Raw genomic sequence first — 22,888 nt, 5'->3', positions numbered from 1 at the left:
TAAATAAGAGATTTTAAGTTTTTTTGCCTAAAAATACTATGGTACTAATTACAAATCAAAGAATTCAAAAGTTATATAATTCATAAAAAAAATTAGTAAAAAAGTGACATTTAAGTATCTACCTATAAAAATAAAAAGTGTAGTACTTATGTAATGTTAAAAAGGTAAATTATATTCAAATTAATGCTAATTAATAGCTAATTTAGGGGCATGATTTTAGTTACTGGTGGTACAGGATTAGTTGGTTCACATTTATTGTTTTCATTAGCAAAACAACACAATAAAATTGTGGCAATTCACAGAAAAAATAGCGATTTAAATGCTGTTAAAAATGTGTTTTCTTATTATACTGATGATTATGAACAACTATTTAACTCTATAATTTGGTTTAAAGCTGACATTAATGATATTCCAGCTTTAAGTGAGGCCTTCAAAGGAATTACCAAAGTTTATCATTGTGCTGCAATGATTTCTTTTAGTAAAACTGATTATTATAAAATGCGTAAAATTAATATAGAAGGTACTGCTAATATTGTAAATCTCAGTATTTCCAATCAAATTAAAAAACTATGTTTTGTAAGTTCTGTTGCTGCAATAGGCAAACCTTTAACTGGAAATTTTATTGATGAAGAAAATGAATGGAATGTTGCCGATAATAACTATGGGTATTCCATTACTAAACATGGTGCAGAATTGGAAGTTTGGCGTGCAGGTCAAGAAGGTATAGCTATTGTAATTGTAAATCCAGGTGTAATCTTAGGATCTGGATTTTGGAAAAGTGGATCAGGAAAACTATTTGATAAAACCTATAACGGATTTCCTTTTTACACAGAAGGCATTACTGGATTTGTTGATGTTAATGATGTTGTAAATATTATGATTCAGTTGATGGATAGTACTATAAAAAATGAACGTTACATTTTAGTTAGTGAAAATGAATCTTTTAAAAACATTTTCTTCTCCATAGCTGATGCTTTTAATAAAAAGAGACCATCAATAAAAGTTACAAAAACATTGAGTAATATTGGTTGGCGAATTAATTGGTTATTAAGTAAATTATCAGGTAAACCTGCACTAATTACTAAACAGTCTGCCAACTCGTCACAAAACAAATATTATTATTCTAATGATAAAATTAAAGAAGCTCTTAATTATAAATTTATACCATTAAAACAAACGATAGATACAGTAAGTAAAAATTATCTGAAAGATTTAAAAAACTAACCATTCAGAATTTAGTAAACCATTACTTAATTTTATCTCTATTTATATCAATTAAAGAATCCGTTTTAGGTAGGTATTTTTTCTTCTCATCCTCTAGCCTTTTTTTTACAGCTTCAAACATTTTTTGATAATCGTCTATTTTTGAAGTATAGTAACGATTACTTTCACTAAGTTGAGCACTATCAATATTATATTTTTCAAAAACTAGAGGCAAGTAATTAATATTATTTTTTAAATCTTTAGTTTGAACAGTTCTTGCACCTCTTGCAAGATAAATATCTGTCCAAATGTCAATCATTTTTTCTTCACTAATTAAATTATCTGGTTTTTTATAGATGGTCTTACTAGTACAAGAAACCCCAAAGAAAGTTATTAATAATATGTAAGTTAATTTTTTCACTTTTATGTATTAGTTAGCTCTATTAAATGTCAATTGCATACCTCTACTGCTAGTATCAAAATTACCGTGATTATACACAAGGTTTCCATTAACGAAAGTATGAGTAATTTCTGAATTAAAAGTAGTGCCTTCAAAAGGAGACCATCCACATTTATATAAAATACCTTCCTTTGTAATTGTTTGAGGCGATTCTAAATCTACAAGAACTAAATCAGCATAATATCCTTTTCTAATAAAACCTCTTTTTTCAATTTGGAATAAAATAGCAGGATTATGGCACATTTTTTCTACCAATTTTTCTAGTGATAAAATACCATGATGTGAGGCTTCTAACATAGCCAATAGCCCGTGTTGAACTAGAGGGCCTCCACTAGGAGCTTTAGTATAAACTTGAGATTTTTCTTCTAAAGTATGTGGTGCATGATCTGTAGCAATTACATCAATTTTATCTGTCAATAACGCCTTCCATAGTCCATTTTTATCCTCTTTTGTTTTTACTGCAGGATTCCATTTAATTAAAGAACCTTTTGATTTATAATAAGAATCGTCAAACCAAAGATGATGAACACAAACCTCTGCAGTAATTTGTTTTTCTTCTAAAGGAATATCATTTCTAAACAAAACCGTTTCCCGAGCAGTTGAAAGATGAAAAACATGTAGCCTTGCCCCTGTTTTTTGAGCTAATGCCACAGCTTTAGAGGAAGAAATATAGCAAGCCTCTTCACTTCTAATTTTAGGATGAAAATCCATAGGGATATTGTCTCCATAAATAGATTTAGCACTTGCTAAGTTGTCTTTTATAGTAGTTTCATCTTCACAATGTACAGCAATTAACATTTTAGTTGATGAAAATATTTTTTCTAGTACTTTTTCATCATCAACTAACATATTGCCTGTTGATGATCCTAAAAATAATTTAATAGCAGCAACTTTATTTGGGTCTGTTTTTAATAGCTCTTCCAAATTATCATTAGTACCACCAAACATAAAAGAATAGTTGGCATAAGAAGTTTTGGCAGCAATATCGAACTTAGCATTTAATAATGCTTGAGTTGTTGCTTGTGGCACTGTATTTGGCATTTCTATAAATGAAGTAATTCCACCAGCAACTGCAGCCTTACTTTCTGAACCTATATCGGCTTTATGCGTTAATCCAGGTTCTCTAAAATGAACTTGATCATCAATAACACCGGGCATAACGTATTTACCCATTCCATCAATAATTTGAGTTCCTTCAGAAACACTGTCAATTTTACCAACTTCTGCAATCAGTTGATCTTCAATCAAGATATCACCATTTGTAATTTCACCTTCATTTATAATTTTTACATTTTTTATTAGCGTCCTTTTCATGTTTATCTTGATTTAATTTATAGTTATAATCTTCTTTTATTTAGGCAATCCTTTAATTTTCATTTTTATTACTCCAAAAATGGCTTCGCCAATAATTGAGCTATCCATTTTTGATTTACCCAATGCCCTATCAGTAAAAATAACTGAGACTTCTTTTATGTTAAATCCATGTTTCCAAGCCTTAAACTTCATTTCTATTTGAAATGCATACCCAACAAATTTAATTTTATCTAAATTTATAGTTTCTAAAACTTTACGTTTATAACAAACAAAACCTGCAGTAGTATCATGAATAGGAATTCTAGTAATAAAACGGACATATTTAGTAGCAAAATATGACATTAAAACCCTATTCATAGGCCAATTAACTACGTTAACTCCTTTAGAATATCTAGAACCAATAGAAACATCTGCTCCATAATCATGACATGCTCTGTAAAGTCTAATTAAATCTTGAGGGTTATGAGAAAAATCGGCATCCATCTCAATGATATAATCATATTTATTTTTTAATGCCCATTTAAAACCATGAATATAAGCAGTACCAAGACCTGTTTTTCCTTTTCTTTTTTCTAAAAATAAACGATTAGGATATTCAGCTTGTAACTCTTCAACAATAGCTGCAGTACCATCAGGAGAATTGTCGTCAACTACTAATATATCAAATGATTTTTTTAAAGAAAATACAGCATTTATAATATTCTTTATATTCTCTTTTTCATTATAAGTAGGTATAATAACTAAAGCGTCTGACATTCAAATTTATTTAATTCACAAAGGTAAAATAAAATATTGCTAATTTTGTGTTAATAATTATAAACCATGTTAGAAGCTATTGATCGTATTGTTGTTTCAAAAGATTGGGTAACCATAGTACTTTTAATTGCTGTTACTTTATTGATTTTAAACAGATTAAAATCTAGTGATAGGTATTATAAATTAAAAAACTTACTTGTTAATAACACGTATATTAATAGTTATTCAAAAGCAAATCCGCTTCTATTAAATTCATTTAATATCATTTTTTTGGTGGTTTATGTTATTGTAATTTCATTTTTGTTGTTTATAGCTATTCATTTATATAAACCTGATATTGCTTCTTTTAATTTTCTTTTTTATCTAAAAATTGCACTTTTTTTATGTTTATTAATTGGTTTTAGAATTATTATAGGAATTTTATTAGCTGTATTATTTGAAAAAGAGCAAGTTCAACAATATTTTACTTTTTTAAAAACGAGTTATTTAAGTAATTATAGCTTAATTATGCTACCACTAATTGCTATCCATTTTTACTTTGATTCTGACCTATACTCAAATTTTTTAATGATTGTTGCCGCATTGCTTTTTCTATATTATTATATTTTATTGATTAAAAACAATCAAACTTTAGTTTTTGGAAAATCTTTTTATTTTATTTTGTATCTTTGCACGCTCGAAATAGCTCCATTAATAGTAATGACTAAGATTATTACATAATTGATGGATTAGAGTAGAAAGTATTTATGTAACGTCTTATTTTAGTTATATCTGTAAACTCTTATTAAGACATGTCGCCCGACTATTCGGGTTGAATAATAAAAACTATAGAATTCAGATGAAAGTAAAAACTATTTTAGTTTCTCAACCTGCCCCTACCACAAAACAATCTCCCTACTTTGATTTATCTGACAAGCAAAAAGTAAAAATTGATTTCAGATCTTTTATTCATGTAGAGGGTGTTTCGGCAAGAGAAGTACGAAATCAGAAAATTGATTTTTCTAAATTTACTGCTGTTATTTTTACAAGTAGAAATGCAGTAGACAATTATTTTAGATTAGCAGAAGAAATGCGTTTTACCGTGCCTGATTCTATGAAATATTTCTGTCAATCTGAAGCTGTTGCTTATTATTTACAGAAATATGTTGTGTATAGAAAACGTAAAATTTACGTAGGTGTTCGCACATTTCAGGATTTAATTAAACAAATTAAAAAACACAAGACTGAAACCTTTTTATTACCTTCTTCTGACAAACTTAAACCCATCATTCCAGAATTATTAAACGAATTGGATATTAAATGGGAAAGAGCTATTCTTTACAAAACTGTAACTAGTGATTTGTCTGATTTGAAGGATGTTTATTATGATGTTTTAGTATTTTTTAGTCCATCAGGTATTGAATCTTTATTTCATAATTTTCCTGATTTTAAACAAAATAATACTAGAATTGCTGTATTTGGAAACTCAACAATTAAAGCTGCTGAAGAAGCAGGTTTAAGAGTAGATATTACGGCTCCAAGTAAAGAAACTCCTTCTATGACTATGGCTTTAGAACATTATATTAAAAATGTAAATAAATAAAAACTCTATTTATTTTTAAATAGAGTTTTAAAACAAAAAAAGCGGACATTTTAGTCCGCTTTTTTATTACAATCTTATTTATACTTAGAGCATTATTCTTTATTAATCTCTGCTAAAATTTTTCCTTCCAACTCTTCCGATAGATCTGGATTATCTTTAATTAAAGCTTTTACAGCATCTCTACCTTGACCAAGTTTGGTTTCTCCATAACTAAACCAAGATCCGCTTTTCTTTACTATGCCCAATTCAACACCTAAGTCTAATATTTCTCCAACTTTAGAAATACCTTCCCCGTACATTATATCAAATTCAGCTGTTTGAAAAGGAGGGGCTACTTTATTTTTAACTACTTTAACTTTAGTACTGTTACCAATTACCTTATCACCATCTTTAATTTGTGTTCTACGTCTGATATCTAAACGAACCGAAGCATAAAATTTTAATGCATTACCACCAGTTGTAGTTTCTGGATTACCAAACATTACACCAATTTTTTCTCTCAATTGGTTAATAAATATTACGGTACATTTTGTTTTACTAATAGTACCCGTAAGTTTACGCAGTGCTTGAGACATTAAACGGGCATGCAAACCCATTTTAGAATCACCCATTTCTCCTTCAATTTCACTTTTAGGAGTTAAAGCTGCAACGGAGTCAATAACTACTATATCAATAGCTCCAGAACGTATTAAATTATCAGCAATTTCTAGAGCTTGTTCACCATGATCTGGTTGAGAAATAATTAAATTATCAATATCAACACCTAAATTTTGAGCATAAAATCTATCAAAAGCATGTTCTGCATCAATAAATGCTGCTATACCTCCAGATTTTTGAGTTTCAGCAATAGCATGTAATGTTAATGTAGTTTTACCTGATGATTCTGGACCATAAATTTCAATTACTCTACCTCTTGGATAACCTCCAACTCCTAATGCAATGTCTAATCCTAAAGAACCTGAAGGAATAGCTTCTACATCTTCAGTAACATCGTCACCTAATCGCATTACTGAACCTTTTCCGTAAGTTTTATCTAATTTATCTAAAGTTAATTGTAAAGCCTTTAGTTTAGCCGTTTTTTCTTTGTCTTCTGCCATAATTCTACTTAAAAATATTTTATAATATAACCTGTGGCTAAAGTACAAAAAAGAACTTTAACTTATATAGTATAGCTATTAATGTTTATTATTTGTAATATTATATTCAGTATTTTAATACTTAAAATACATCCTTTATCTTTTAACATATCTTTAAGAACAATTTTAAACTTAAAATATGTAAGTAACATTAAATTTGCCGGCTAATCCAATTATATTATTTATCAAAATAAAATAATTTATAAATATACCATTAGATTTAATGGTATATTTTTTAAGTTATTATTACAATTTTTATATAAACTGTTCAATATGAAGTCTAAAATCTTATTAATAATTTTATCTGTTTTTACAATTATTTCTTGTACGGATAAAAAACAGACTAATCCTCAGCAAACTAAAATAAAACCTTTTCCTGTTATTGAAATACCAACGAAAACTGTTACAGTATATAATAGTTATCCTGCTAATATAGAAGGAATTATAAACAGTGAAGTACGCCCTAAAGTTAGTGGCTATATAACACAAGTTTTAGTCGATGAAGGAGAAGAAGTAAAACAAGGTCAAACTTTATTTAAGTTAGAAACACAATCGTTAAGTCAAGAAGCTAATGCTGCTCAAGCAAACATAAATGCTGCTCAAGTTGAAGTCGATAAATTAAAACCTTTAGTTGAAAAAAACATTATAAGTAGTGTTCAACTAGAAACAGCTAAAGCAAAATTAGCACAAGCTAAAAGTAATTATAATACTGTAACCGCAAACATTGGATATGCTAATATTAAAAGTCCAGTAAATGGAGTTGTAGGAACTATAAATTATAGAAAAGGAGCCTTGGTAAGTTCTTTAAATCAACTGCCCATAACACGCATTTCTTCCATTAACAAAGTATATGCCTATTTCTCATTGAACGAGAAAGATTTTTTAACTTTTCTATCCAATGCTGAAGGTAAAAACATGAAAGAAAAAATAAAGAATTTACCTCAAGTAAGTTTAATAATGGCTAATGGAGAAGAATATAATAAAAAAGGTACAATTGAAACTATATCTGGCGAAATAAATCAACAAACTGGTTCAATCTCTTTTCGTGCAGTATTTGACAATAGTGAAGGATTATTAAGAAATGGAAGTAGCGGAACTATTAAGCTACCTAAAACTTTTAAAGACGCAACTATAGTGCCTATTTTATCAACTTTTGAACAACAAGGTAAAACATTTGTATATAAAGTTGTTAAAGACTCTTTAGTGCCTATATCAATTGATATTATAGCTTCCAAAGAGAAAATATATGTAGTTAAAAATGGAGTTTCAAAGGGAACTACAATTTTAGCAAAAGGTGCAAATAAGGTAAAAGCAGGAATGAAAATTTTACCAAATTTAACGCCTTTAGATAGTATTTTAAATTCTTATGAACCTGTTTTTAAATAATTAGATATGTTAAAAACATTTATAGAACGCCCTGTACTTTCATCAGTAATTTCAATTATAATTGTTATACTTGGTGTATTAGGTTATACTCAGTTACCGGTAACACAGTATCCTGATATTGCACCACCAACAGTAAGTGTAAATGCTTCATTTCCTGGTGCCAATGCAGAGACAATATTAGAGAGTGTAATTGTACCAATAGAAGAGCAAATAAATGGTGTAGAAGGTATGACTTATATTACATCAAGTGCAAGTAATACTGGTACTGGAACAATAACTGTATTTTTTGAACAAGGCTATGATCCAGATATTGCTGCAGTTAATGTGCAAAATAGAGTTTCAAGAGCAAATGCAGTATTACCTGACGAAGTAATCCGTTCTGGGGTTACAGTAAATAAAAAACAAAACTCTGCTTTAATTTATGCCGGATTATATTCTACAAATCCAGACTATGACGATACTTTTATTCAAAACTATCTAAACATCCATGTTAGACCTGAATTACAACGTATTAATGGGGTAGGAGATGTAAGTTTATTTGGTGGTAAAGACTATGCCATGCGAATTTGGTTAGATCCGGTTAAGATGTCTAATTATGGTTTAGTACCAAGAGATGTTATCAATGCCATTGGTGAACAAAGTTTAGAAGCTGCTGCAGGATCTTTAGGACAAAATGTAGGTGAATCTTTTGAATATGTTATTAAATATAAAGGTCGTTATAAAACCGCTGAAGAGTATGAAAATATTATAATAAAAGCACAAGGAAATGGTACTTTTTTAAAAGTAAAAGATGTTGGTAAAGTTGAACTTGATGCTTTTTCTTATTCATCAAAATCTCGTTCTAAAGGATATCCTTCTATTAGTTTTGGTGTATTTCAAACTCCAGGATCTAATGCACAAGAAATTATTGAAAAATTATATGACAAACTTGATGAGTTACAAGAAGATTTTCCACCAGGAATGGAATATATTATCAATTATGATACTAATAAATTCTTAACTGCTTCTATGAATAAGGTAAAATCTACCTTAATTGAAGCTTTCTTACTGGTTTTTCTGGTAGTTTTTATTTTTCTACAAGATGTTAGATCTACTTTAATACCTGCTATATCAGTTCCTGTATCCATTATTGGTACATTTTTCTTCTTAGGTTTATTAGGGTATTCAATTAATCTATTAACCTTATTTGCCTTAGTATTAGCTATTGGTATTGTAGTTGATGATGCCATTGTTGTTGTTGAAGCCGTTCATGCCAAACTCGAAGGAGGAGCTAAAACAGCAAGAAAAGCCTCTATAACTGCCATGAATGAAATATCAGGTGCAATTGTTTCAATAACATTAGTAATGGCTGCTGTATTTATTCCTATTACCTTTATTAAAGGACCGTCTGGGGTATTTTACGAACAATTTGGTGTTACTTTAATTATAGCAATATTAATATCAGCTGTTAATGCCCTAACGTTAAGTCCCGCACTTTGTGCAGTATTTTTAAAACCACATGACGAATCATTAACAAAGAAAAAATTCTTAGCTAGATTTTATCAAGCATTTAATACTGGATTTAACGCTGGTGTTCAAAAATATGCCAATGCTTTACAATTTTTAGTGAGACACAAATGGATTACTTTTGTAATTCTACTACTATCAGTACTATCTATTTTTTGGGCTGACAAGGCTATACCAAAAGGTTTTGTTCCATCTGAAGATAGAGGTATTATCTTTTTAAATGCTGAATTACCTCCAGGAAGTTCTATGGATAGATCTTATAAATTATCTATGGATCTTTACAATCAAATGAATTCAATTGAAGGTGTTAGAACTGCTACAGTTATTGCAGGTAGAAATTTCTTTTCGGGGGCTGGTAGTTCTAATGTAATGGGGTTCATTATTCTAGAAAATTGGGATAAAAGAGAAACAGAAGCTACTTCAGTTAGTAATATTATAGCTCAGTTAAATCAAAAGGCTGTTACTTTAAGTGATGCAAAAATAATTTACTTTACACCATCAAGCGTTCCAGGTTTTGGTAGTGCAGACGGTTTTGAAATGCAACTTATTGATAAATCTTCTGGTAGTTTAAAAGATTTAGATGAAACAGCAAATAATTTTGTTGGTCAACTTTTTCAACAACCAGAAATTGCCTTTGCATCTAATCCTTTTAGTACAAAATATCCTCAACTACAAATGGATATTAATGTACCAAGAGCAAAAGAGGTTGGTGTTACAGTTAGTGATATCTTATCAACATTACAAGGTTATATTGGAGGTTCTTATACTGCAAATTTTAGCCGTTTTGGTAAACAATTTAAAGTATTTGTACAATCATTACCTGAAGATAGAATTAATGAAGAAAGCTTAAATAGTATATCCGTTAGAACTCCAAGTGGAGCCATGACACCAATTTCTCAATTTGTAACATTATCTCGTACTTACGGACCACAAAACGTAAACAGATTCAATTTATTTAATACTGTTTCTATAAATGGAGCAGCAAAACCTGGATTTAGTTCTGGTGATGCTATATCAGCTATAGAAAGAGTTGCTGAAACTTTACCTAATGAGTATTCAGTTGAATTTTCTGGATTAACTCGTGAAGAAATTGCTTCATCAGGCCAAGCTGGTATAATTTTTATATTAAGTATAATTTTTGTTTACTTTTTACTATCAGCACAATACGAAAGTTATTTATTACCATTTTCGGTAATATTATCTTTACCTATTGGTGTAGCAGGAGCCTATTTTTCTACATGGTTAATGGGATTAGAAAATAATATTTACTTTCAAATAGCATTAATTATGTTAATTGGATTATTAGCTAAAAATGCTATTCTTATAGTTGAATTTGCTATACAACGACGTAAAGAAGGAATGTCTATTTCTATAGCCGCAATTGACGGAGCAAGAGTTAGATTACGACCAATATTAATGACATCTTTTGCCTTTATTTTAGGTTTAATGCCTTTAGTATTGGCAAATGGTGTTGGTGCAGTAGGTAACCGCTCTATTGGTACTGGTGCGGTAGGTGGATTATTAATAGGTACAATCTTTGGTGTATTAATAATACCCATTTTATTTATTGTCTTTCAATTTTTACAAGAAAAGATATCAGGTACCCCAGAAACAATTATTAATGATAAAGAAAATGTTGATGAAACAATATAAATACATATTACTTGGTGTTATTACCATATTACTAAGCTCATGTTTTGCTGCGAAAGATTATGTGCGTCCTGAAATTCAAAACACCGCTTACTTTAGAACAGATAATATTTCTAAAGATAGTACAACTATAGCTTTAATTTCTTGGAGAGAAATATTTAAAGATGCTAAGTTACAGGAGTATATTGATAAAGGTTTGGAAAATAATATAGATATAAGAATTGCTTTACAACAAATTTTTGCTGCTGAGGCATATTTTAAACAAGGTAAAAGTGGATATTGGCCAACACTAAATATCAATGCTTCTGCTAGTCGCCAGAAATATTCAGAAAATGCAGGTGGAAATGGAGAAACATTTAATCAATTTGAATTAAGTAGCAGTCCTACTTTAGAACTTGATATGTGGGGAAAAATAAGAAGTAATAAGCGTGCTTTTGAAGCACAATATTTACAAACAGTGGCAGCCCACAAATTGGTAAAAACCCAATTAATAGCTAACATTGCAAGTATATACTATCAATTATCTGCACTAGATGCTCAGATAAAAATTACTGAACAAACTATTAAAAATCGTAAAGAAAGTTTAGAAACAATCGTTTTTTTAAAAAATGCAGGTAATGTTACAGAAGTAGGTGTAAAACAAACTGAAGCTCAATTATATACTGCCCAGGCATTATTAGTTGATTTAAAAAATAAATCAAGATTATTAGAAAATACACTGTCAATTTTGTTAGGTGAAGATCCACATGATATAGAAAGAAATGATTTTACTGCCCAACAAGCTACTGATTTAATACAAATAGGGGTACCTTCTCAATTGTTAAGAAATCGTCCAGATGTAATAATGGCAGAACAAAATTTAATAAATGCTTTTGAATTAACTAATGTAGCTAGAAGTAATTTTTATCCTTCAATTACTATTACAGCTTCAGGAGGACTCAAAAGTTTTGATGTAGATAAATTATTTGATGCAAACTCAATATTTTCTTCTTTAATTGGTGGTTTAACACAACCACTTCTTAATGGTAGAAAAATTAGAACGCAATACGAAGTTTCTAAAGCTCAACAAGAACAAGCAAAATTGAATTTTAAACAAACCTTGTTAATTGCCAGTAAAGAAGTTTCTGATGCCGTTTACTCTTATAATGCAGCTAAGGAAAAAATTGAAATTAAAAATAAAGAATTAGAAGCTTATACCATAGCAACAGATTATTCAGACCAATTACTAAATAATGGATTTATTAATTATTTAGAAGTCTTAACAGCTAGAGAACGTGCTTTAAATTCTAACTTAGAACTAATTAATATTAAATTAACTCAATTATTAGAAGAAGTAAATTTATATGAAGCTTTAGGCGGAGGATGGCAATAATTAATCGAAATTGCATTGCTACATGTACTTTATATAAGGGTTAATGCCCTTATATAAAGTTATTTTATTATAATTAATTATTTTTACTATAAAATAAGCCTTCTATCATTGCATATTGCAATAAAATAACAGTTTTAGCATCATTAATTTCACCAGTTTTAATCATTTCAAAAGCAGTTTTAAAGTCATACTCTAAAACTTCTATTTCTTCAGATTCCGAGGCTAATCCACCACCTTCATTAACTTTCATAGAATCATCATATTCACCAATAAAATAATAAATTTTTTCAGTAACAGCTCCTGGTGTAGAGTAGATTTTAAAAACTTGTTTTACTTTATCTATTTGATAACCTGTTTCTTCTTCGGCCTCTTTTTTAATACAAGTAATAGGGTCATCTTCATCTAATAAACCAGCACAAACCTCAATAGACATTCCATCTTTATTACCATTTAAATAGCTAGGCATTCTAAACTGTTTGGTTAAAATTACAGTATTTTTTTTTCTATTAAATAATAAAATACATGCACCATCGCCTCTATCATAACTTTCTCTATTTTGGTTTTGCCAAGAACCATTCTTTAATTGATAATCGAAATTAACTTTATCTAATGTATACCAATCATTAGATAAATTAATAATTTTTTTAATTTTAACTTTAGGATTACTCATTTGTGTAATATCATATGAATATGCGGAATACCATCTTCTATATAGCCTTCACCAATTTGTTGAAAACCAAAGGATTTATAAAATTTTTTTAGATAAGTTTGACCGCCAATTTTTATTGTAGTTTTACCAAAAAGGTTATAAATTTCTTCTATAGTTTTGTTTATTAGCTTTTTACCTAATTCTTGCTTTCTAAAGTTTTTATGAACAACAACCCTACCAAACGCTACTTCTTTATAATAATCACCAGGTTTAAAAATTCGTGTATAGGCAATAACTTCATTATTATAAATACAATAAAAATGATATGCTAATTGATCTTTGTTATCTAATTCGGGATAAGGACAATTTTGTTCTACTACAAAAATATCAATACGTAATTTTAAAATAGAATAGAATTCATTTAAAGATAATTGATCAAATGTTTTTAAAAACCATTTCATAAAATAAGGTTCTAAAAAATATACTTTTATGAACAAGCTATTTTATCAACTCTGTTCTGATGCCTACCACCCTCAAATTCTACAGATAAAAAAATATCTACAAAATTAATAGCTTGATATAAAGAAATAAACCGTGCAGGAATACTTAACACATTAGCATCATTATGTTGTCTTGCTAATGCTACCAATTCATTATTCCAGCATAACGCAGCTCTAATGTGTTGATGCTTATTGGCAGCCATTTGTGCACCATTACCACTTCCACAAATAGTAATACCAAAATCTGCTTCACCATTTTCAATAGCATTAGCCACAGGATGTATAAAATCAGGATAATCAACACTATCTTCAGTATCCGTTCCAAAATTAATAACAGTATGTCCTTTTGCTTCTAAATGCTTAACAATAGCTTTTTTGTATTCAGGTCCGGCGTGATCGTTACCTATTGCAATTTTCATCAATGTAATTTTAAAATTAAAACTTCAAATTTAGTACTATTTACCTTTATTAACATTAAAAAATTGAATTGTTAATAGTTTTATACAATAATTTAAAAACTAGCTCTTTAAAGATAGAAGTAATTGTTAATGATTTTTCAATTAAATCTTATAACAAAAATTTGTAAATCAATAAAAAATTATAAGAAGAATATAAAATCTATTATCCTAAAAAAATTATTAGAATTTAATGATAATTTATTAACATTAAAAATAGGACTTCTTAACTAAAAAAAATATAAATATATTAATAAAAGTAGTTAATAACAGTTGTTAACAAGCTGTGTCTAAAACTATCTATCAGTCTCATTTTTATATACTTTAAATTAAAATTAATATCTTATATCTTGTTAATGAATATTTAAAAACGTAAAATCAAAATAAAATTTAAGTTTTTTATTGTAGCTATTAACAACATATAATAACAACCTTTTTCTTTTAAAATTTTTTATAAAAAATAATATATATAATATAATATGTTGATAAGTAAGAAAACGTTTTTAGTTCACTATTATTTTTTTTATACTTATACGAACTATATATAATATTTTTATAGAATATAAATAGCTATAAAATAGCTGTTTATAAATATTAGTATGCTTAAATTATCTTCTTATTTTTTAGAATTTATTATATATGTAATATAAAATATTGTAAATTAGCAGACTAAACTATGTATTAAGAAAACTTAAATCCCCTATGTTATGAGAAAAAATTACATTTTAGTATTATTATTAATTTTTGTGTATAATGCACAAAGTCAGACTATTACAACTGTAGCTGGTACAGGATCTTCAGGATTCTCTGGAGATGGTGGTTTAGCAACTACTGCAAAGCTAAATTTACCTTTTAATTTAACTTTTGATGAGTCTGATAACATTTATATTGCTGATACTTATAATAATAGTATTAGAAGGATAGATAATGAATCTGGTATTATTACTACCGTTGTTGGTACTGCAGATAAAAAGAAAGTTAGCGAATTAAAAACTCCTACTGGATTAACATTTGACAATAACAATAATTTATATGTTGCTGATTTAGCAAATTTACGTATTAGAAAGGTAGATTTAAATACTGGTAGTTCTATTACTTTGGTTGGAAAAAAATCTGAAACAGAATTTCCAAATATTGATGATTCGTTAGGTGGACCATTCAATGTGGTATTTGATAAGGAAGGTAATTTATATGTCTCAGTAAATGGAGATAGTAATGTTAAAAAAGTTGACTTTTATACTGGAAAAGTAACAGTTGTAGCTGGTACCGGAGAAGTTGGATTTTCTGGAGATGGTGGTCAGGCTACTCAAGCTCAATTAGCAAACCCAACAGGTTTAGCTTTAGATGGTAAGGGTAATTTGTTTATTTCAGACAGTGGAAATGAGCGTATTAGAAAAGTGAATTTGTCAACTGGAATTATTACTACTATCGCTGGAACTGGTGAAACTGGATTTTTTGGTGAAGATATTGATGCTACAAAAGCTCAATTAGCCAATCCATTAGGATTAGCAATTGATAAAAGTGGTGATTTATATGTAGTAGATAGAGGTAATAATATGATTAGAAAAATATCAATGTCTACAGGAAAAATATCAACTATTGCAGGTAATGGAGAAGCTGGCTATGATGGAGATGGAGATTTAGCTAGAAATGCCAAATTAGCGAACCCTACTGGTTTAGCTTTTAACAATGCAGGTGATTTATATGTTGTTGATAGAGGTAATAATCGAATTAGAAAAATTACTGGTTTAACTTCTACTGATGATGATGAAATTTCAACAGAAGCGAGTATTAAAATTTATCCTAATCCTAGTACCGATAAAATTACAATTGATGTAAATAATAATGTTGAATTAAAGAATGTTACCATGTTTAATTCGAATGGTGGTCAGGTAAATGTTAAAATGAATAATAAAACTTTAAATGTTTCTAAATTACCAAGAGGCATTTATGTACTTAGAATTACTACTTCTGAAGGTTCAACTGAACAAAAAGTTGTGTTAGAATAATAGTTAACAAATAAATAATACCAAGCCTCGATTTTAATCGAGGCTTTTTTGTTAAATTTAGCCTAGAATAAATTATTATATGTCAAAAAAAAGATTTCAATACAAGAAAAAAGGAAATGTTGTTAAAGATTTATCTGCAAAAATTTTAAAAACTTTAAATAAAAATTCTAAACAATCCTTTAATTATAAACAAATTGCTGCCAAGTTAGATATTACTGATGCTAATGGTAGACAGCAAATTATTCAAAAACTAGAAGCTTTAAAACTTAAAGAAAGAATTAAAGAGACTGATAAAGGTAAATATCAAATTATTCAAAATGAACATTACCATGTTGGTATTTTAGATGTTACTTCTAATAAAAACGCATATTTTATTTCTGATACTTTAGAACATGATGCCTTTATTCCCACAATAAATTTAAATCGTGGTTTAGATGGTGACACAGTAAAGGTATATGTATATAGACGTAGAAATAATGATCGTTATGAAGGTGAAGTTATAGAAATAATTGAACGTGCTAAAACAAAGTTTGTTGGAGTTTTACAAATGAGTAAAAATTTTGGGTTTGTAGTACCTGATAATAATAAAATGTATGCAGATATTTTTGTATCAAAAAATAATATTAATGGTGCAAAAGATGGAGATAAAGTTTTAGCTCAATTAACAGATTGGCCTGATAATTCTAAAAATCCATTTGGTAAAATAATTAGCGTTTTAGGTAAACCAGGAGAACATGATACTGAAATACATTCTATTTTATTAGAATATGGATTACCATATAAATTTCCTGAAAATGTAGAAGAAGATGCTAGTAAGTTAGTTACTAAAATTACTAAAGAAGATATAGCTCAACGTAGAGATATGCGTGATACGCTTACTTTTACTATTGATCCGAAAGATGCAAAAGATTTTGATGATGCGTTATCTTTTAAAGTTCTAGAAAATGGAAATTTTGAAATTGGTATTCATATTGCTGATGTGTCTCATTATGTACAACCAGATACAATTTTAGATGAAGAAGCTTACAGCAGAGCTACTTCGGTTTATCTTGTTGATAGAGTAGTGCCAATGTTACCAGAAGTTTTATCTAATGGTGTTTGTTCTTTAAGACCGAATGAAGAAAAATTAACTTTTTCTGCAGTTTTTGAAATGGATGACAAGGCCCATATTATTAAACAATGGTTTGGTAGAACAGTTACCTATTCTGATCAACGGTTTGCTTATGAAGAAGCACAACATATTATAGAAACTGGTGAAAATATAATTCCGGAAGATATTTCTATTATTGATAAAACTTATAAAGTTGATGATGAAATTGTAAAAGCTACTTTAAAGTTAAATGAATTAGCTAAAAAGCTTAGAAAAAGACGTTTACAACAAGGAGCAATTACTTTTGATAGAGTGGAAGTGAAGTTTAATTTAAATGAAGCTGCCGAGCCTGTTGGAGTTTATTTTAAAGAATCTAAAGACGCTAATAAACTTATTGAAGAATTTATGTTATTAGCAAATAAAAAAGTAGCTGAGTTTATTGGAAAAAAGAAAAATGGAACGCCAACAAAAAATACTTTTATTTATAGAGTTCATGATGAACCTGACACTGAAAAATTAGCTGGTTTGCAACAGATTATAAGTAAGTTTGGGTATAAAATAAACACCCAAACTAAAGAATCTACTTCAGACTCTTTAAATAATTTATTAAATGCTGTTCATGGTAAGCCTGAAGAAAATATGATTGAGACGTTAACTATTCGTTCTATGAGCAAAGCTGTTTATACAACTGATAATATTGGTCATTATGGTCTTGCTTTTGATTATTATAGCCATTTTACCTCACCTATTAGGCGTTATCCGGATGTAATGACACATAGATTACTTCAACATTATTTAGAGGGCGGTAAATCGCCTAAATCTGAACCATACGAAAAAAAATGTGAACATTCTTCAGAACGTGAAATGTTAGCAGCTAAAGCTGAACGCGATTCAATAAAATACATGCAAGTTAAGTATATGCAAGATCGCAAAGATGAAGAATTTTTAGGTGTTATTTCTGGAGTTACGGAATGGGGAATTTATATTGAGATTATTGAGAATAAATGTGAAGGAATGGTTCGTACTAGAGATATCAAAGATGATTATTATATTTATGATGAAAAGCAATATGCTTTAGTTGGTCAATCAACTAACAATTTATATCAATTGGGAGATGAAGTTAAAGTAAAAGTAAAAAATACTGATTTAGAACGTAAACATTTAGACTTTTATTTGATAAATGGTACTATTGACTAATAGTACCATTTATCAAATAATTAATAACCTATTTTATAAAAATATTTAGTAAAAAATAATAAACTTAAATATCGCTTAATTTTTTGCAGAATGTTGCATATATGTTTCAATGGCTTTGATTTCTTCACCAGATAGTTCTTTAACAAATGTGTCTATATTCATTTTCATTATTGCTATTTGAACCTTATTGGTGTCAACAATTGGCTCAGATTTTCCTTGTAAAAATTCGGTAATACTTTTTCCATCTGCATTATACTTGTCTACAATACTTTTTGTTGATGGACCAAGATCTGAATGTTTATCTAAGTGACAGGCATTACAAATGTTTTCGGAATACAATTTTTCACCCAACTCAATTTGTGCTTGAATGTTCTTACTTTGAGTCGTATTAAGTTCGTTATTTTCTGATTTTGATTTTTTGTTTTGGCAACTTACCAAAGCAAATATCATTAGAACTGCAATTGGAATTAAATTTCTCATAGTTAGTTGTTTAAGTTGTATCAAAGTTAACGAAATAATGTTGAAATTACAACAGAATTAGTTTATTTTGTTTAAAAATAAACAAACACAAATAATCATGGTTTGGTCAGGTATTAAACAACAAACTTATTGTATTTAACTATTTAGAATAATACTTAATTTTACATATCTGTTTATTTATTTATTCTATATATTAAAAAAATGATACAATAATGATTAAAAAAGTAGTCTTTTAACAAATAATTATTTACAATTCACGTTTAATTATTACCTTTGTTTTATAAATTATTAAAAAATGATATCAGCAACAATATTTTTAGGATGGTTAGGTGGCCAAGAAGTTATTATTATTGCCATAATAGTTTTGTTACTTTTTGGAGGTAGAAAAATACCTGAATTAATGAAAGGTCTTGGTGGTGGAATTAAAGAATTTAAAAAAGCTACAAAAGAAGATGAAGATGATAAAAAGAAAGAAAAAATTACGGATTAATTATAATTATAATAGTATAAAAAAAAGTCGCAATTAGCGACTTTTTTTTATACCATAATTTTAAATATTAATTATTCATCTGATGAATTTTTGTTTTCTTTATTTTTCTTTTCTTTTTCTGCTTTTTTCATAGCTTCACCTATTTGATTACTGGCAGTAAAAGAGGCTACCATATTATTTAACATATCACTTCCTGCTTGTGGTGAGTTTGGTAATAATATCAAATTAGAATTGGTTTCTTCACCTATAGATTGTAATGTATCATAGTGTTGAGTAACTACAATTAAAGCAGAAGCCTCTTGAGAGTTTATTCCTACTTTATTTAATACTTCAACAGATTCTTCTAAACCACGTGCAATTTCTCTACGTTGATCTGCAATACCTTGTCCTTGTAATCGTTTACTCTCAGCTTCAGCTTTAGCTTTTTCAACAATTAAAATTCTTGCAGCATCACCTTCATATTGAGCAGCAGTTTTTTCACGATCAGCGGCGTTAATTCTATTCATGGCTGCTTTTACTTGTGCATCAGGATCAATGTCGGTAACTAAAGTTTTTATAATGTCAAAACCATAGTCTAACATCGCATCTTGTAATTCTGTTTTTACTGCAATGGCAATATCATCTTTTTTTACAAATACATCGTCTAATTTCATTTTAGGAACTTCAGCACGAACAACATCAAACACATAACTTGTAATTTGTTCATGTGGATATTCTAATTTATAAAAAGCATCATATACTTTATCTTTAATTATAACATATTGTACAGAAACTTTAAGTTTTACAAATACATCATCCAGGGTTTTAGTTTCAACAATTACATCCAATTGTTGAATCTTTAAACTTACCTTACCTGCTATTCTATCTACAAAAGGTATTTTTAATTTAAAACCAGAATGTCTAATGCTATGAAATTTACCAAACCTTTCAATTATGGCTGCAGTTTGTTGTTTTACAATAAAGATTGAGGCAAAGAAAATTAATAGTATAAGAAAGATGTAAGGTATATATCCAATATAAGCTTCCATGATAATTTGATTTAAGGTTAATGTGGCTAAAGTTAGTGATAATTCCGTATTTTTGAAGATATAAAATCAAATAATGAAGAAAATAGTAGGAATTATTGTAGCGGTTGCAAGTGTTTTGCTAATAGGGTATTTTCTGATTGTATATTATGCTACATTTAGTAATGGTTATAGATCTGGTGAATTAATAAAAATTACCCATAAGGGTCTTATATTTAAAACATGGGAGGGAGAAATAAGTCAAGGTGTTTCGGAATCTCAACATTTTAGTTTTTCTGTTGAAAGTTCTGAAAAAGAAGTAATTCAACAATTAAAAGACTTCCAAGGAATGCAGGTTAAATTAACCTATAAAGAACGTTTTGCTACTTTTCCTTGGTTAGGAGATACCAAATATTTTGTAACGGAAGTAAAAGCAACAACCAAAGAATAATACACTTATTTAGATATTTTTTTATGCAATCAAAATTTAAAACATCAGATGATTCTGAAATTATTTTAACGGAATTAATGCAACCTAATTATTCTAATTTTAGTGGAAAAATTCATGGAGGTTTTATACTTTCATTAATGGATAAAGCTGCTTTTGCTTGTGCTTCTAAATTTTCAGGTCAATATTGTGTTACTGCTTCAGTAAATAGAGTAGATTTTTTAAATCCTATTGAAGTTGGAGAATTAGTAACTATGAAAGCAAGAATTAATTATGTTGGAAATTCTTCTATGGTTGTGGGTATTCGGGTTGAATCTCAAAATATACAAACAGGAGAAGTAAAACATTGTAACTCCTCCTATTTTTCTATGGTTGCTAAGGACGAAAACGGTAAATCCGTTAAAGTACCTGGTTTAGTTATTAGAAATAATAATGAATTAAGAAGATTTTTAAGATCTATTAAAAGGTTAAAATCAAGTAATGAAAGAGATGAAGAGTTTAAATCTGAAAATTTTAAACAAAGTCAACATGATGTTAATTTAGACTCATATAATGTTAAAATTGAGTTTAATTAACTACATTACATACTTTTTAATCTTAGTTAAGAGAGGTTTGTTATAGCTCTCTCAATTCTCTTAATTGTTTCTTCTTTACCTATTAGCTCCATTATATCAAATAAATGTGGGCCTTGCATAGCTCCTACCAAGCTCAAACGTAAAGGTTGCATTACTTTACCAAATCCTATATTATTACTTGTTATCCACTCTTTAACAATAGCCTCAACAGTACTTGAAGAAAAATCTTCAATTGGTTTTAATAAACTAATTACAGTATACATTAATTGTGGAGTACCTTCTTTCCATTGTTTTGTAGATTTTTTATCGTATGATGTTGGAGCAATAAAAAAGTAATTTCCTAAGTGTAATAAATCTGAAACAAAATTAGCTCGTTCTTTTATTAATGATATAACTTTTTTTATAAAGGTTTTGTCTTCTAAATGTTCAGAAGTTTTATCTAATGATTCTGATAAAACAGGATTGGTTTTCATGGCCAATATATAATTAGAGAACAATTGTGCCAATTCATCATCACTTTTTTGTTGTAAGTATTGATGATTGAACCATACTGTTTTTTTAGGATCAAATTTAGCACCTGATTTACTAACATGTTTAAGACTAAAAACTTTAATTAATTCTTCTAAAGAATAAATTTCTTTTTCTGAACCTTCTCCTTCGTTCCAGCCTAGTAAAGCTAACATATTTACTACAGCTTCAGGAAAATATCCGTCTTCTCTATATCCACGTGAAACTTCTCCGTTATTTTTCCATTCTAAAGGAAAAACTGGAAATCCTAATTTATCACCATCACGTTTGCTTAATTTTCCTTTACCTTCTGGTTTTAAAATTAAGGGTAAATGAGCAAATTCTGGAGCTTCCCAACCAAAAGCTTTGTACAATAAAACATGTAATGCCATAGAAGGTAACCACTCTTCACCACGAATAACATGGCTAATTTCCATTAAATGATCATCTACAATATTAGCTAAATGATATGTTGGCATTCCATCAGATTTAAACAAAACTTTATCATCTAAAATATTGGTATCTATTTTTATTTCACCCCTAATCATATCTTTTAATACCAATGTCTCATTTTTGGGTGATTTAAACCTAATTACATATTTTTCACCTGATTTGATTCGTTTTTCTACCTCATCAGCATCAAGAGACAAAGAATTGTCCAATTTTAGTCGGTTGTGCCAATTATAAATAAATGTCTTTCCTTTTGATTCATGTTCTTTTCTATGAAAATCTAATTTTTCAGCGGTATCAAAAGCATAATATGCATTACCTGATGTAATTAGTTGATCGATATATTTTTTATATATATCTTTTCTTTCAGATTGTCTATATGGACCATAATTTCCTCCAATTTCAGGTCCTTCATCAAAAGGAAAATTTAACCAATTTAGAGCTTCAACTATATATTTTTCTGCACCTTCAACATACCTATTTTGATCAGTATCTTCTATTCGTAAAATAAAAGTTCCTTGATGTCTTTTAGCAAATAAATAATTGAATAAGGCAGTTCTAACACCTCCAATATGCAATGGTCCTGTTGGACTAGGAGCAAATCTTACACGTACTTTGTTAATCATTTCGTTAAAATTAGAGTGCAAAGATAGTATTTGACAATGAAAA

21 protein-coding genes are annotated in these 22,888 nt (G+C 28.5%); 11 read left to right on the top strand and 10 right to left on the bottom strand.

The genetic code is table 11. From position 1 onward, the window contains the following. Positions 1-210: 210 nt before the first annotated feature. Entirely contained in the window at positions 211-1,224 is a 1,014-nt protein-coding gene (locus tag EGM88_RS09110; RefSeq protein WP_123897736.1) for an NAD-dependent epimerase/dehydratase family protein, read from the top strand. Between the two features lie 22 nt (positions 1,225-1,246). On the opposite strand, the gene EGM88_RS09105 is transcribed toward EGM88_RS09110, so the two are convergent. From EGM88_RS09105 to EGM88_RS09095, 3 genes are read right to left on the bottom strand one after another with little or no spacing between them, the layout of a single operon-like run. Next, on the bottom strand, positions 1,247-1,624 hold the full coding sequence (locus EGM88_RS09105; RefSeq protein WP_123897734.1) for a DUF4296 domain-containing protein: 378 nt from the start codon (positions 1,622-1,624) through the stop codon (positions 1,247-1,249). Between the two features lie 9 nt (positions 1,625-1,633). After that, positions 1,634-2,977 (bottom strand): dihydroorotase, encoded by a 1,344-nt coding sequence (locus EGM88_RS09100; protein ID WP_123897732.1) that lies wholly within the window; start codon positions 2,975-2,977, stop codon positions 1,634-1,636. Positions 2,978-3,013: 36 nt separating this feature from the next. Then, complete coding sequence (locus EGM88_RS09095; RefSeq protein WP_123897730.1) at positions 3,014-3,733, bottom strand: polyprenol monophosphomannose synthase; 720 nt, start codon at positions 3,731-3,733, stop codon at positions 3,014-3,016. 66 nt (positions 3,734-3,799) lie between these two features. Here EGM88_RS09095 and EGM88_RS09090 point away from each other — a divergent pair, with 66 nt between their 5' ends. Together EGM88_RS09090 and EGM88_RS09085 are read left to right on the top strand one after the other, a co-directional pair. Beyond that, positions 3,800-4,453 carry a DUF4271 domain-containing protein gene (locus tag EGM88_RS09090; RefSeq protein WP_123897728.1) on the top strand — a complete coding sequence of 218 codons (654 nt, stop codon included), beginning with the start codon at positions 3,800-3,802 and terminating at the stop codon, positions 4,451-4,453. A gap of 118 nt (positions 4,454-4,571) precedes the next feature. Next, the gene (locus EGM88_RS09085; protein ID WP_123897726.1) at positions 4,572-5,315 is read left to right on the top strand and encodes a uroporphyrinogen-III synthase; all 744 of its coding nucleotides are present in this window, start codon (positions 4,572-4,574) and stop codon (positions 5,313-5,315) included. A gap of 92 nt (positions 5,316-5,407) precedes the next feature. Here EGM88_RS09085 and recA read toward each other — a convergent pair whose 3' ends face one another. Continuing rightward, positions 5,408-6,412, bottom strand: coding sequence for a recombinase RecA (recA, locus tag EGM88_RS09080; protein WP_123897724.1), 1,005 nt, complete (start codon positions 6,410-6,412; stop codon positions 5,408-5,410). 312 nt (positions 6,413-6,724) lie between these two features. On the opposite strand from recA, the gene EGM88_RS09075 reads away from it, so the two are divergent. From EGM88_RS09075 to EGM88_RS09065, 3 genes are read left to right on the top strand one after another with little or no spacing between them, the layout of a single operon-like run. After that, positions 6,725-7,837, top strand: coding sequence for an efflux RND transporter periplasmic adaptor subunit (locus tag EGM88_RS09075; protein WP_123897722.1), 1,113 nt, complete (start codon positions 6,725-6,727; stop codon positions 7,835-7,837). Positions 7,838-7,843: 6 nt separating this feature from the next. Continuing rightward, on the top strand, positions 7,844-10,996 hold the full coding sequence (locus EGM88_RS09070; protein WP_123897719.1) for an efflux RND transporter permease subunit: 3,153 nt from the start codon (positions 7,844-7,846) through the stop codon (positions 10,994-10,996). Beyond that, complete coding sequence (locus EGM88_RS09065) at positions 10,983-12,365, top strand: efflux transporter outer membrane subunit (protein WP_317126541.1); 1,383 nt, start codon at positions 10,983-10,985, stop codon at positions 12,363-12,365. The genes EGM88_RS09070 and EGM88_RS09065 overlap by 14 nt, the downstream gene beginning before the upstream one ends. 73 nt (positions 12,366-12,438) lie before the next feature. On the opposite strand, the gene EGM88_RS09060 is transcribed toward EGM88_RS09065, so the two are convergent. From EGM88_RS09060 to rpiB, 3 genes are read right to left on the bottom strand one after another with little or no spacing between them, the layout of a single operon-like run. Then, positions 12,439-13,035, bottom strand: coding sequence for an NUDIX domain-containing protein (locus EGM88_RS09060; RefSeq protein WP_123897717.1), 597 nt, complete (start codon positions 13,033-13,035; stop codon positions 12,439-12,441). Continuing rightward, positions 13,032-13,475 (bottom strand): GNAT family N-acetyltransferase, encoded by a 444-nt coding sequence (locus EGM88_RS09055; protein WP_123897714.1) that lies wholly within the window; start codon positions 13,473-13,475, stop codon positions 13,032-13,034. Before EGM88_RS09055 ends, EGM88_RS09060 begins: the two co-directional genes overlap by 4 nt. Before the next feature lie 26 nt (positions 13,476-13,501). Next, the gene (rpiB, locus tag EGM88_RS09050) at positions 13,502-13,933 is read right to left on the bottom strand and encodes a ribose 5-phosphate isomerase B (RefSeq protein WP_123897713.1); all 432 of its coding nucleotides are present in this window, start codon (positions 13,931-13,933) and stop codon (positions 13,502-13,504) included. A gap of 743 nt (positions 13,934-14,676) precedes the next feature. Between rpiB and EGM88_RS09045 the strand changes: the two genes are divergently transcribed. Further along, a complete protein-coding gene (locus tag EGM88_RS09045) occupies positions 14,677-15,978 on the top strand; it encodes an NHL domain-containing protein (RefSeq protein ID WP_123897711.1) in 1,302 nt (433 codons plus the stop codon). Positions 15,979-16,057: 79 nt separating this feature from the next. Beyond that, complete coding sequence (rnr, locus tag EGM88_RS09040; RefSeq protein ID WP_123897709.1) at positions 16,058-18,265, top strand: ribonuclease R; 2,208 nt, start codon at positions 16,058-16,060, stop codon at positions 18,263-18,265. 75 nt (positions 18,266-18,340) lie between these two features. On the opposite strand, the gene EGM88_RS09035 is transcribed toward rnr, so the two are convergent. Further along, the gene (locus EGM88_RS09035) at positions 18,341-18,745 is read right to left on the bottom strand and encodes a c-type cytochrome (RefSeq protein WP_123897707.1); all 405 of its coding nucleotides are present in this window, start codon (positions 18,743-18,745) and stop codon (positions 18,341-18,343) included. Positions 18,746-19,040: 295 nt separating this feature from the next. Here EGM88_RS09035 and tatA point away from each other — a divergent pair, with 295 nt between their 5' ends. Further along, positions 19,041-19,235 carry a twin-arginine translocase TatA/TatE family subunit gene (gene tatA, locus EGM88_RS09030; protein WP_123897705.1) on the top strand — a complete coding sequence of 65 codons (195 nt, stop codon included), beginning with the start codon at positions 19,041-19,043 and terminating at the stop codon, positions 19,233-19,235. A 71-nt stretch (positions 19,236-19,306) separates the two neighbouring features. On the opposite strand, the gene EGM88_RS09025 is transcribed toward tatA, so the two are convergent. Next, positions 19,307-20,263 (bottom strand): SPFH domain-containing protein, encoded by a 957-nt coding sequence (locus EGM88_RS09025; RefSeq protein WP_123897703.1) that lies wholly within the window; start codon positions 20,261-20,263, stop codon positions 19,307-19,309. Between the two features lie 73 nt (positions 20,264-20,336). Between EGM88_RS09025 and EGM88_RS09020 the strand changes: the two genes are divergently transcribed. Both EGM88_RS09020 and EGM88_RS09015 read left to right on the top strand, forming a co-directional pair. Then, entirely contained in the window at positions 20,337-20,690 is a 354-nt protein-coding gene (locus EGM88_RS09020) for a 6-phosphogluconate dehydrogenase (RefSeq protein WP_123897701.1), read from the top strand. Positions 20,691-20,713: 23 nt separating this feature from the next. Further along, on the top strand, positions 20,714-21,262 hold the full coding sequence (locus tag EGM88_RS09015) for an acyl-CoA thioesterase (RefSeq protein ID WP_123897699.1): 549 nt from the start codon (positions 20,714-20,716) through the stop codon (positions 21,260-21,262). 26 nt (positions 21,263-21,288) lie between these two features. On the opposite strand, the gene gltX is transcribed toward EGM88_RS09015, so the two are convergent. After that, a complete protein-coding gene (gltX, locus tag EGM88_RS09010; RefSeq protein WP_123897697.1) occupies positions 21,289-22,845 on the bottom strand; it encodes a glutamate--tRNA ligase in 1,557 nt (518 codons plus the stop codon). Positions 22,846-22,888 lie beyond the last annotated feature (43 nt).

This window comes from Aureibaculum marinum (genome assembly GCF_003813905.1).
In the GTDB taxonomy this organism is placed as follows: domain Bacteria; phylum Bacteroidota; class Bacteroidia; order Flavobacteriales; family Flavobacteriaceae; genus Aureibaculum; species Aureibaculum marinum.
The sequence above is the reverse complement of the archived record's forward strand: the minus strand, read 5'-3'. Positions and strand labels throughout refer to the sequence as shown.

What these genes read in the sequence shown, in the direction of transcription:
- EGM88_RS09085 (WP_123897726.1), top strand. Translation starts at nt 4,572, where the DNA reads ATGAAAGTAAAAACTATTTTAGTTTCTCAACCTGCCCCTACCACAAAA.
- rpiB (WP_123897713.1), bottom strand. Translation starts at nt 13,933, where the DNA reads ATGAAAATTGCAATAGGTAACGATCACGCCGGACCTGAATACAAAAAA.
- EGM88_RS09020 (WP_123897701.1), top strand. Translation starts at nt 20,337, where the DNA reads ATGAAGAAAATAGTAGGAATTATTGTAGCGGTTGCAAGTGTTTTGCTA.
- EGM88_RS09100 (WP_123897732.1), bottom strand. Translation starts at nt 2,977, where the DNA reads ATGAAAAGGACGCTAATAAAAAATGTAAAAATTATAAATGAAGGTGAA.
- EGM88_RS09090 (WP_123897728.1), top strand. Translation starts at nt 3,800, where the DNA reads ATGTTAGAAGCTATTGATCGTATTGTTGTTTCAAAAGATTGGGTAACC.
- EGM88_RS09045 (WP_123897711.1), top strand. Translation starts at nt 14,677, where the DNA reads ATGAGAAAAAATTACATTTTAGTATTATTATTAATTTTTGTGTATAAT.
- EGM88_RS09095 (WP_123897730.1), bottom strand. Translation starts at nt 3,733, where the DNA reads ATGTCAGACGCTTTAGTTATTATACCTACTTATAATGAAAAAGAGAAT.
- tatA (WP_123897705.1), top strand. Translation starts at nt 19,041, where the DNA reads ATGATATCAGCAACAATATTTTTAGGATGGTTAGGTGGCCAAGAAGTT.
- EGM88_RS09035 (WP_123897707.1), bottom strand. Translation starts at nt 18,745, where the DNA reads ATGAGAAATTTAATTCCAATTGCAGTTCTAATGATATTTGCTTTGGTA.
- EGM88_RS09110 (WP_123897736.1), top strand. Translation starts at nt 211, where the DNA reads ATGATTTTAGTTACTGGTGGTACAGGATTAGTTGGTTCACATTTATTG.
- EGM88_RS09015 (WP_123897699.1), top strand. Translation starts at nt 20,714, where the DNA reads ATGCAATCAAAATTTAAAACATCAGATGATTCTGAAATTATTTTAACG.
- EGM88_RS09065 (WP_317126541.1), top strand. Translation starts at nt 10,983, where the DNA reads ATGAAACAATATAAATACATATTACTTGGTGTTATTACCATATTACTA.
- EGM88_RS09055 (WP_123897714.1), bottom strand. Translation starts at nt 13,475, where the DNA reads ATGAAATGGTTTTTAAAAACATTTGATCAATTATCTTTAAATGAATTC.
- gltX (WP_123897697.1), bottom strand. Translation starts at nt 22,845, where the DNA reads ATGATTAACAAAGTACGTGTAAGATTTGCTCCTAGTCCAACAGGACCA.
- EGM88_RS09070 (WP_123897719.1), top strand. Translation starts at nt 7,844, where the DNA reads ATGTTAAAAACATTTATAGAACGCCCTGTACTTTCATCAGTAATTTCA.
- EGM88_RS09075 (WP_123897722.1), top strand. Translation starts at nt 6,725, where the DNA reads ATGAAGTCTAAAATCTTATTAATAATTTTATCTGTTTTTACAATTATT.
- EGM88_RS09025 (WP_123897703.1), bottom strand. Translation starts at nt 20,263, where the DNA reads ATGGAAGCTTATATTGGATATATACCTTACATCTTTCTTATACTATTA.
- EGM88_RS09060 (WP_123897717.1), bottom strand. Translation starts at nt 13,035, where the DNA reads ATGAGTAATCCTAAAGTTAAAATTAAAAAAATTATTAATTTATCTAAT.
- rnr (WP_123897709.1), top strand. Translation starts at nt 16,058, where the DNA reads ATGTCAAAAAAAAGATTTCAATACAAGAAAAAAGGAAATGTTGTTAAA.
- recA (WP_123897724.1), bottom strand. Translation starts at nt 6,412, where the DNA reads ATGGCAGAAGACAAAGAAAAAACGGCTAAACTAAAGGCTTTACAATTA.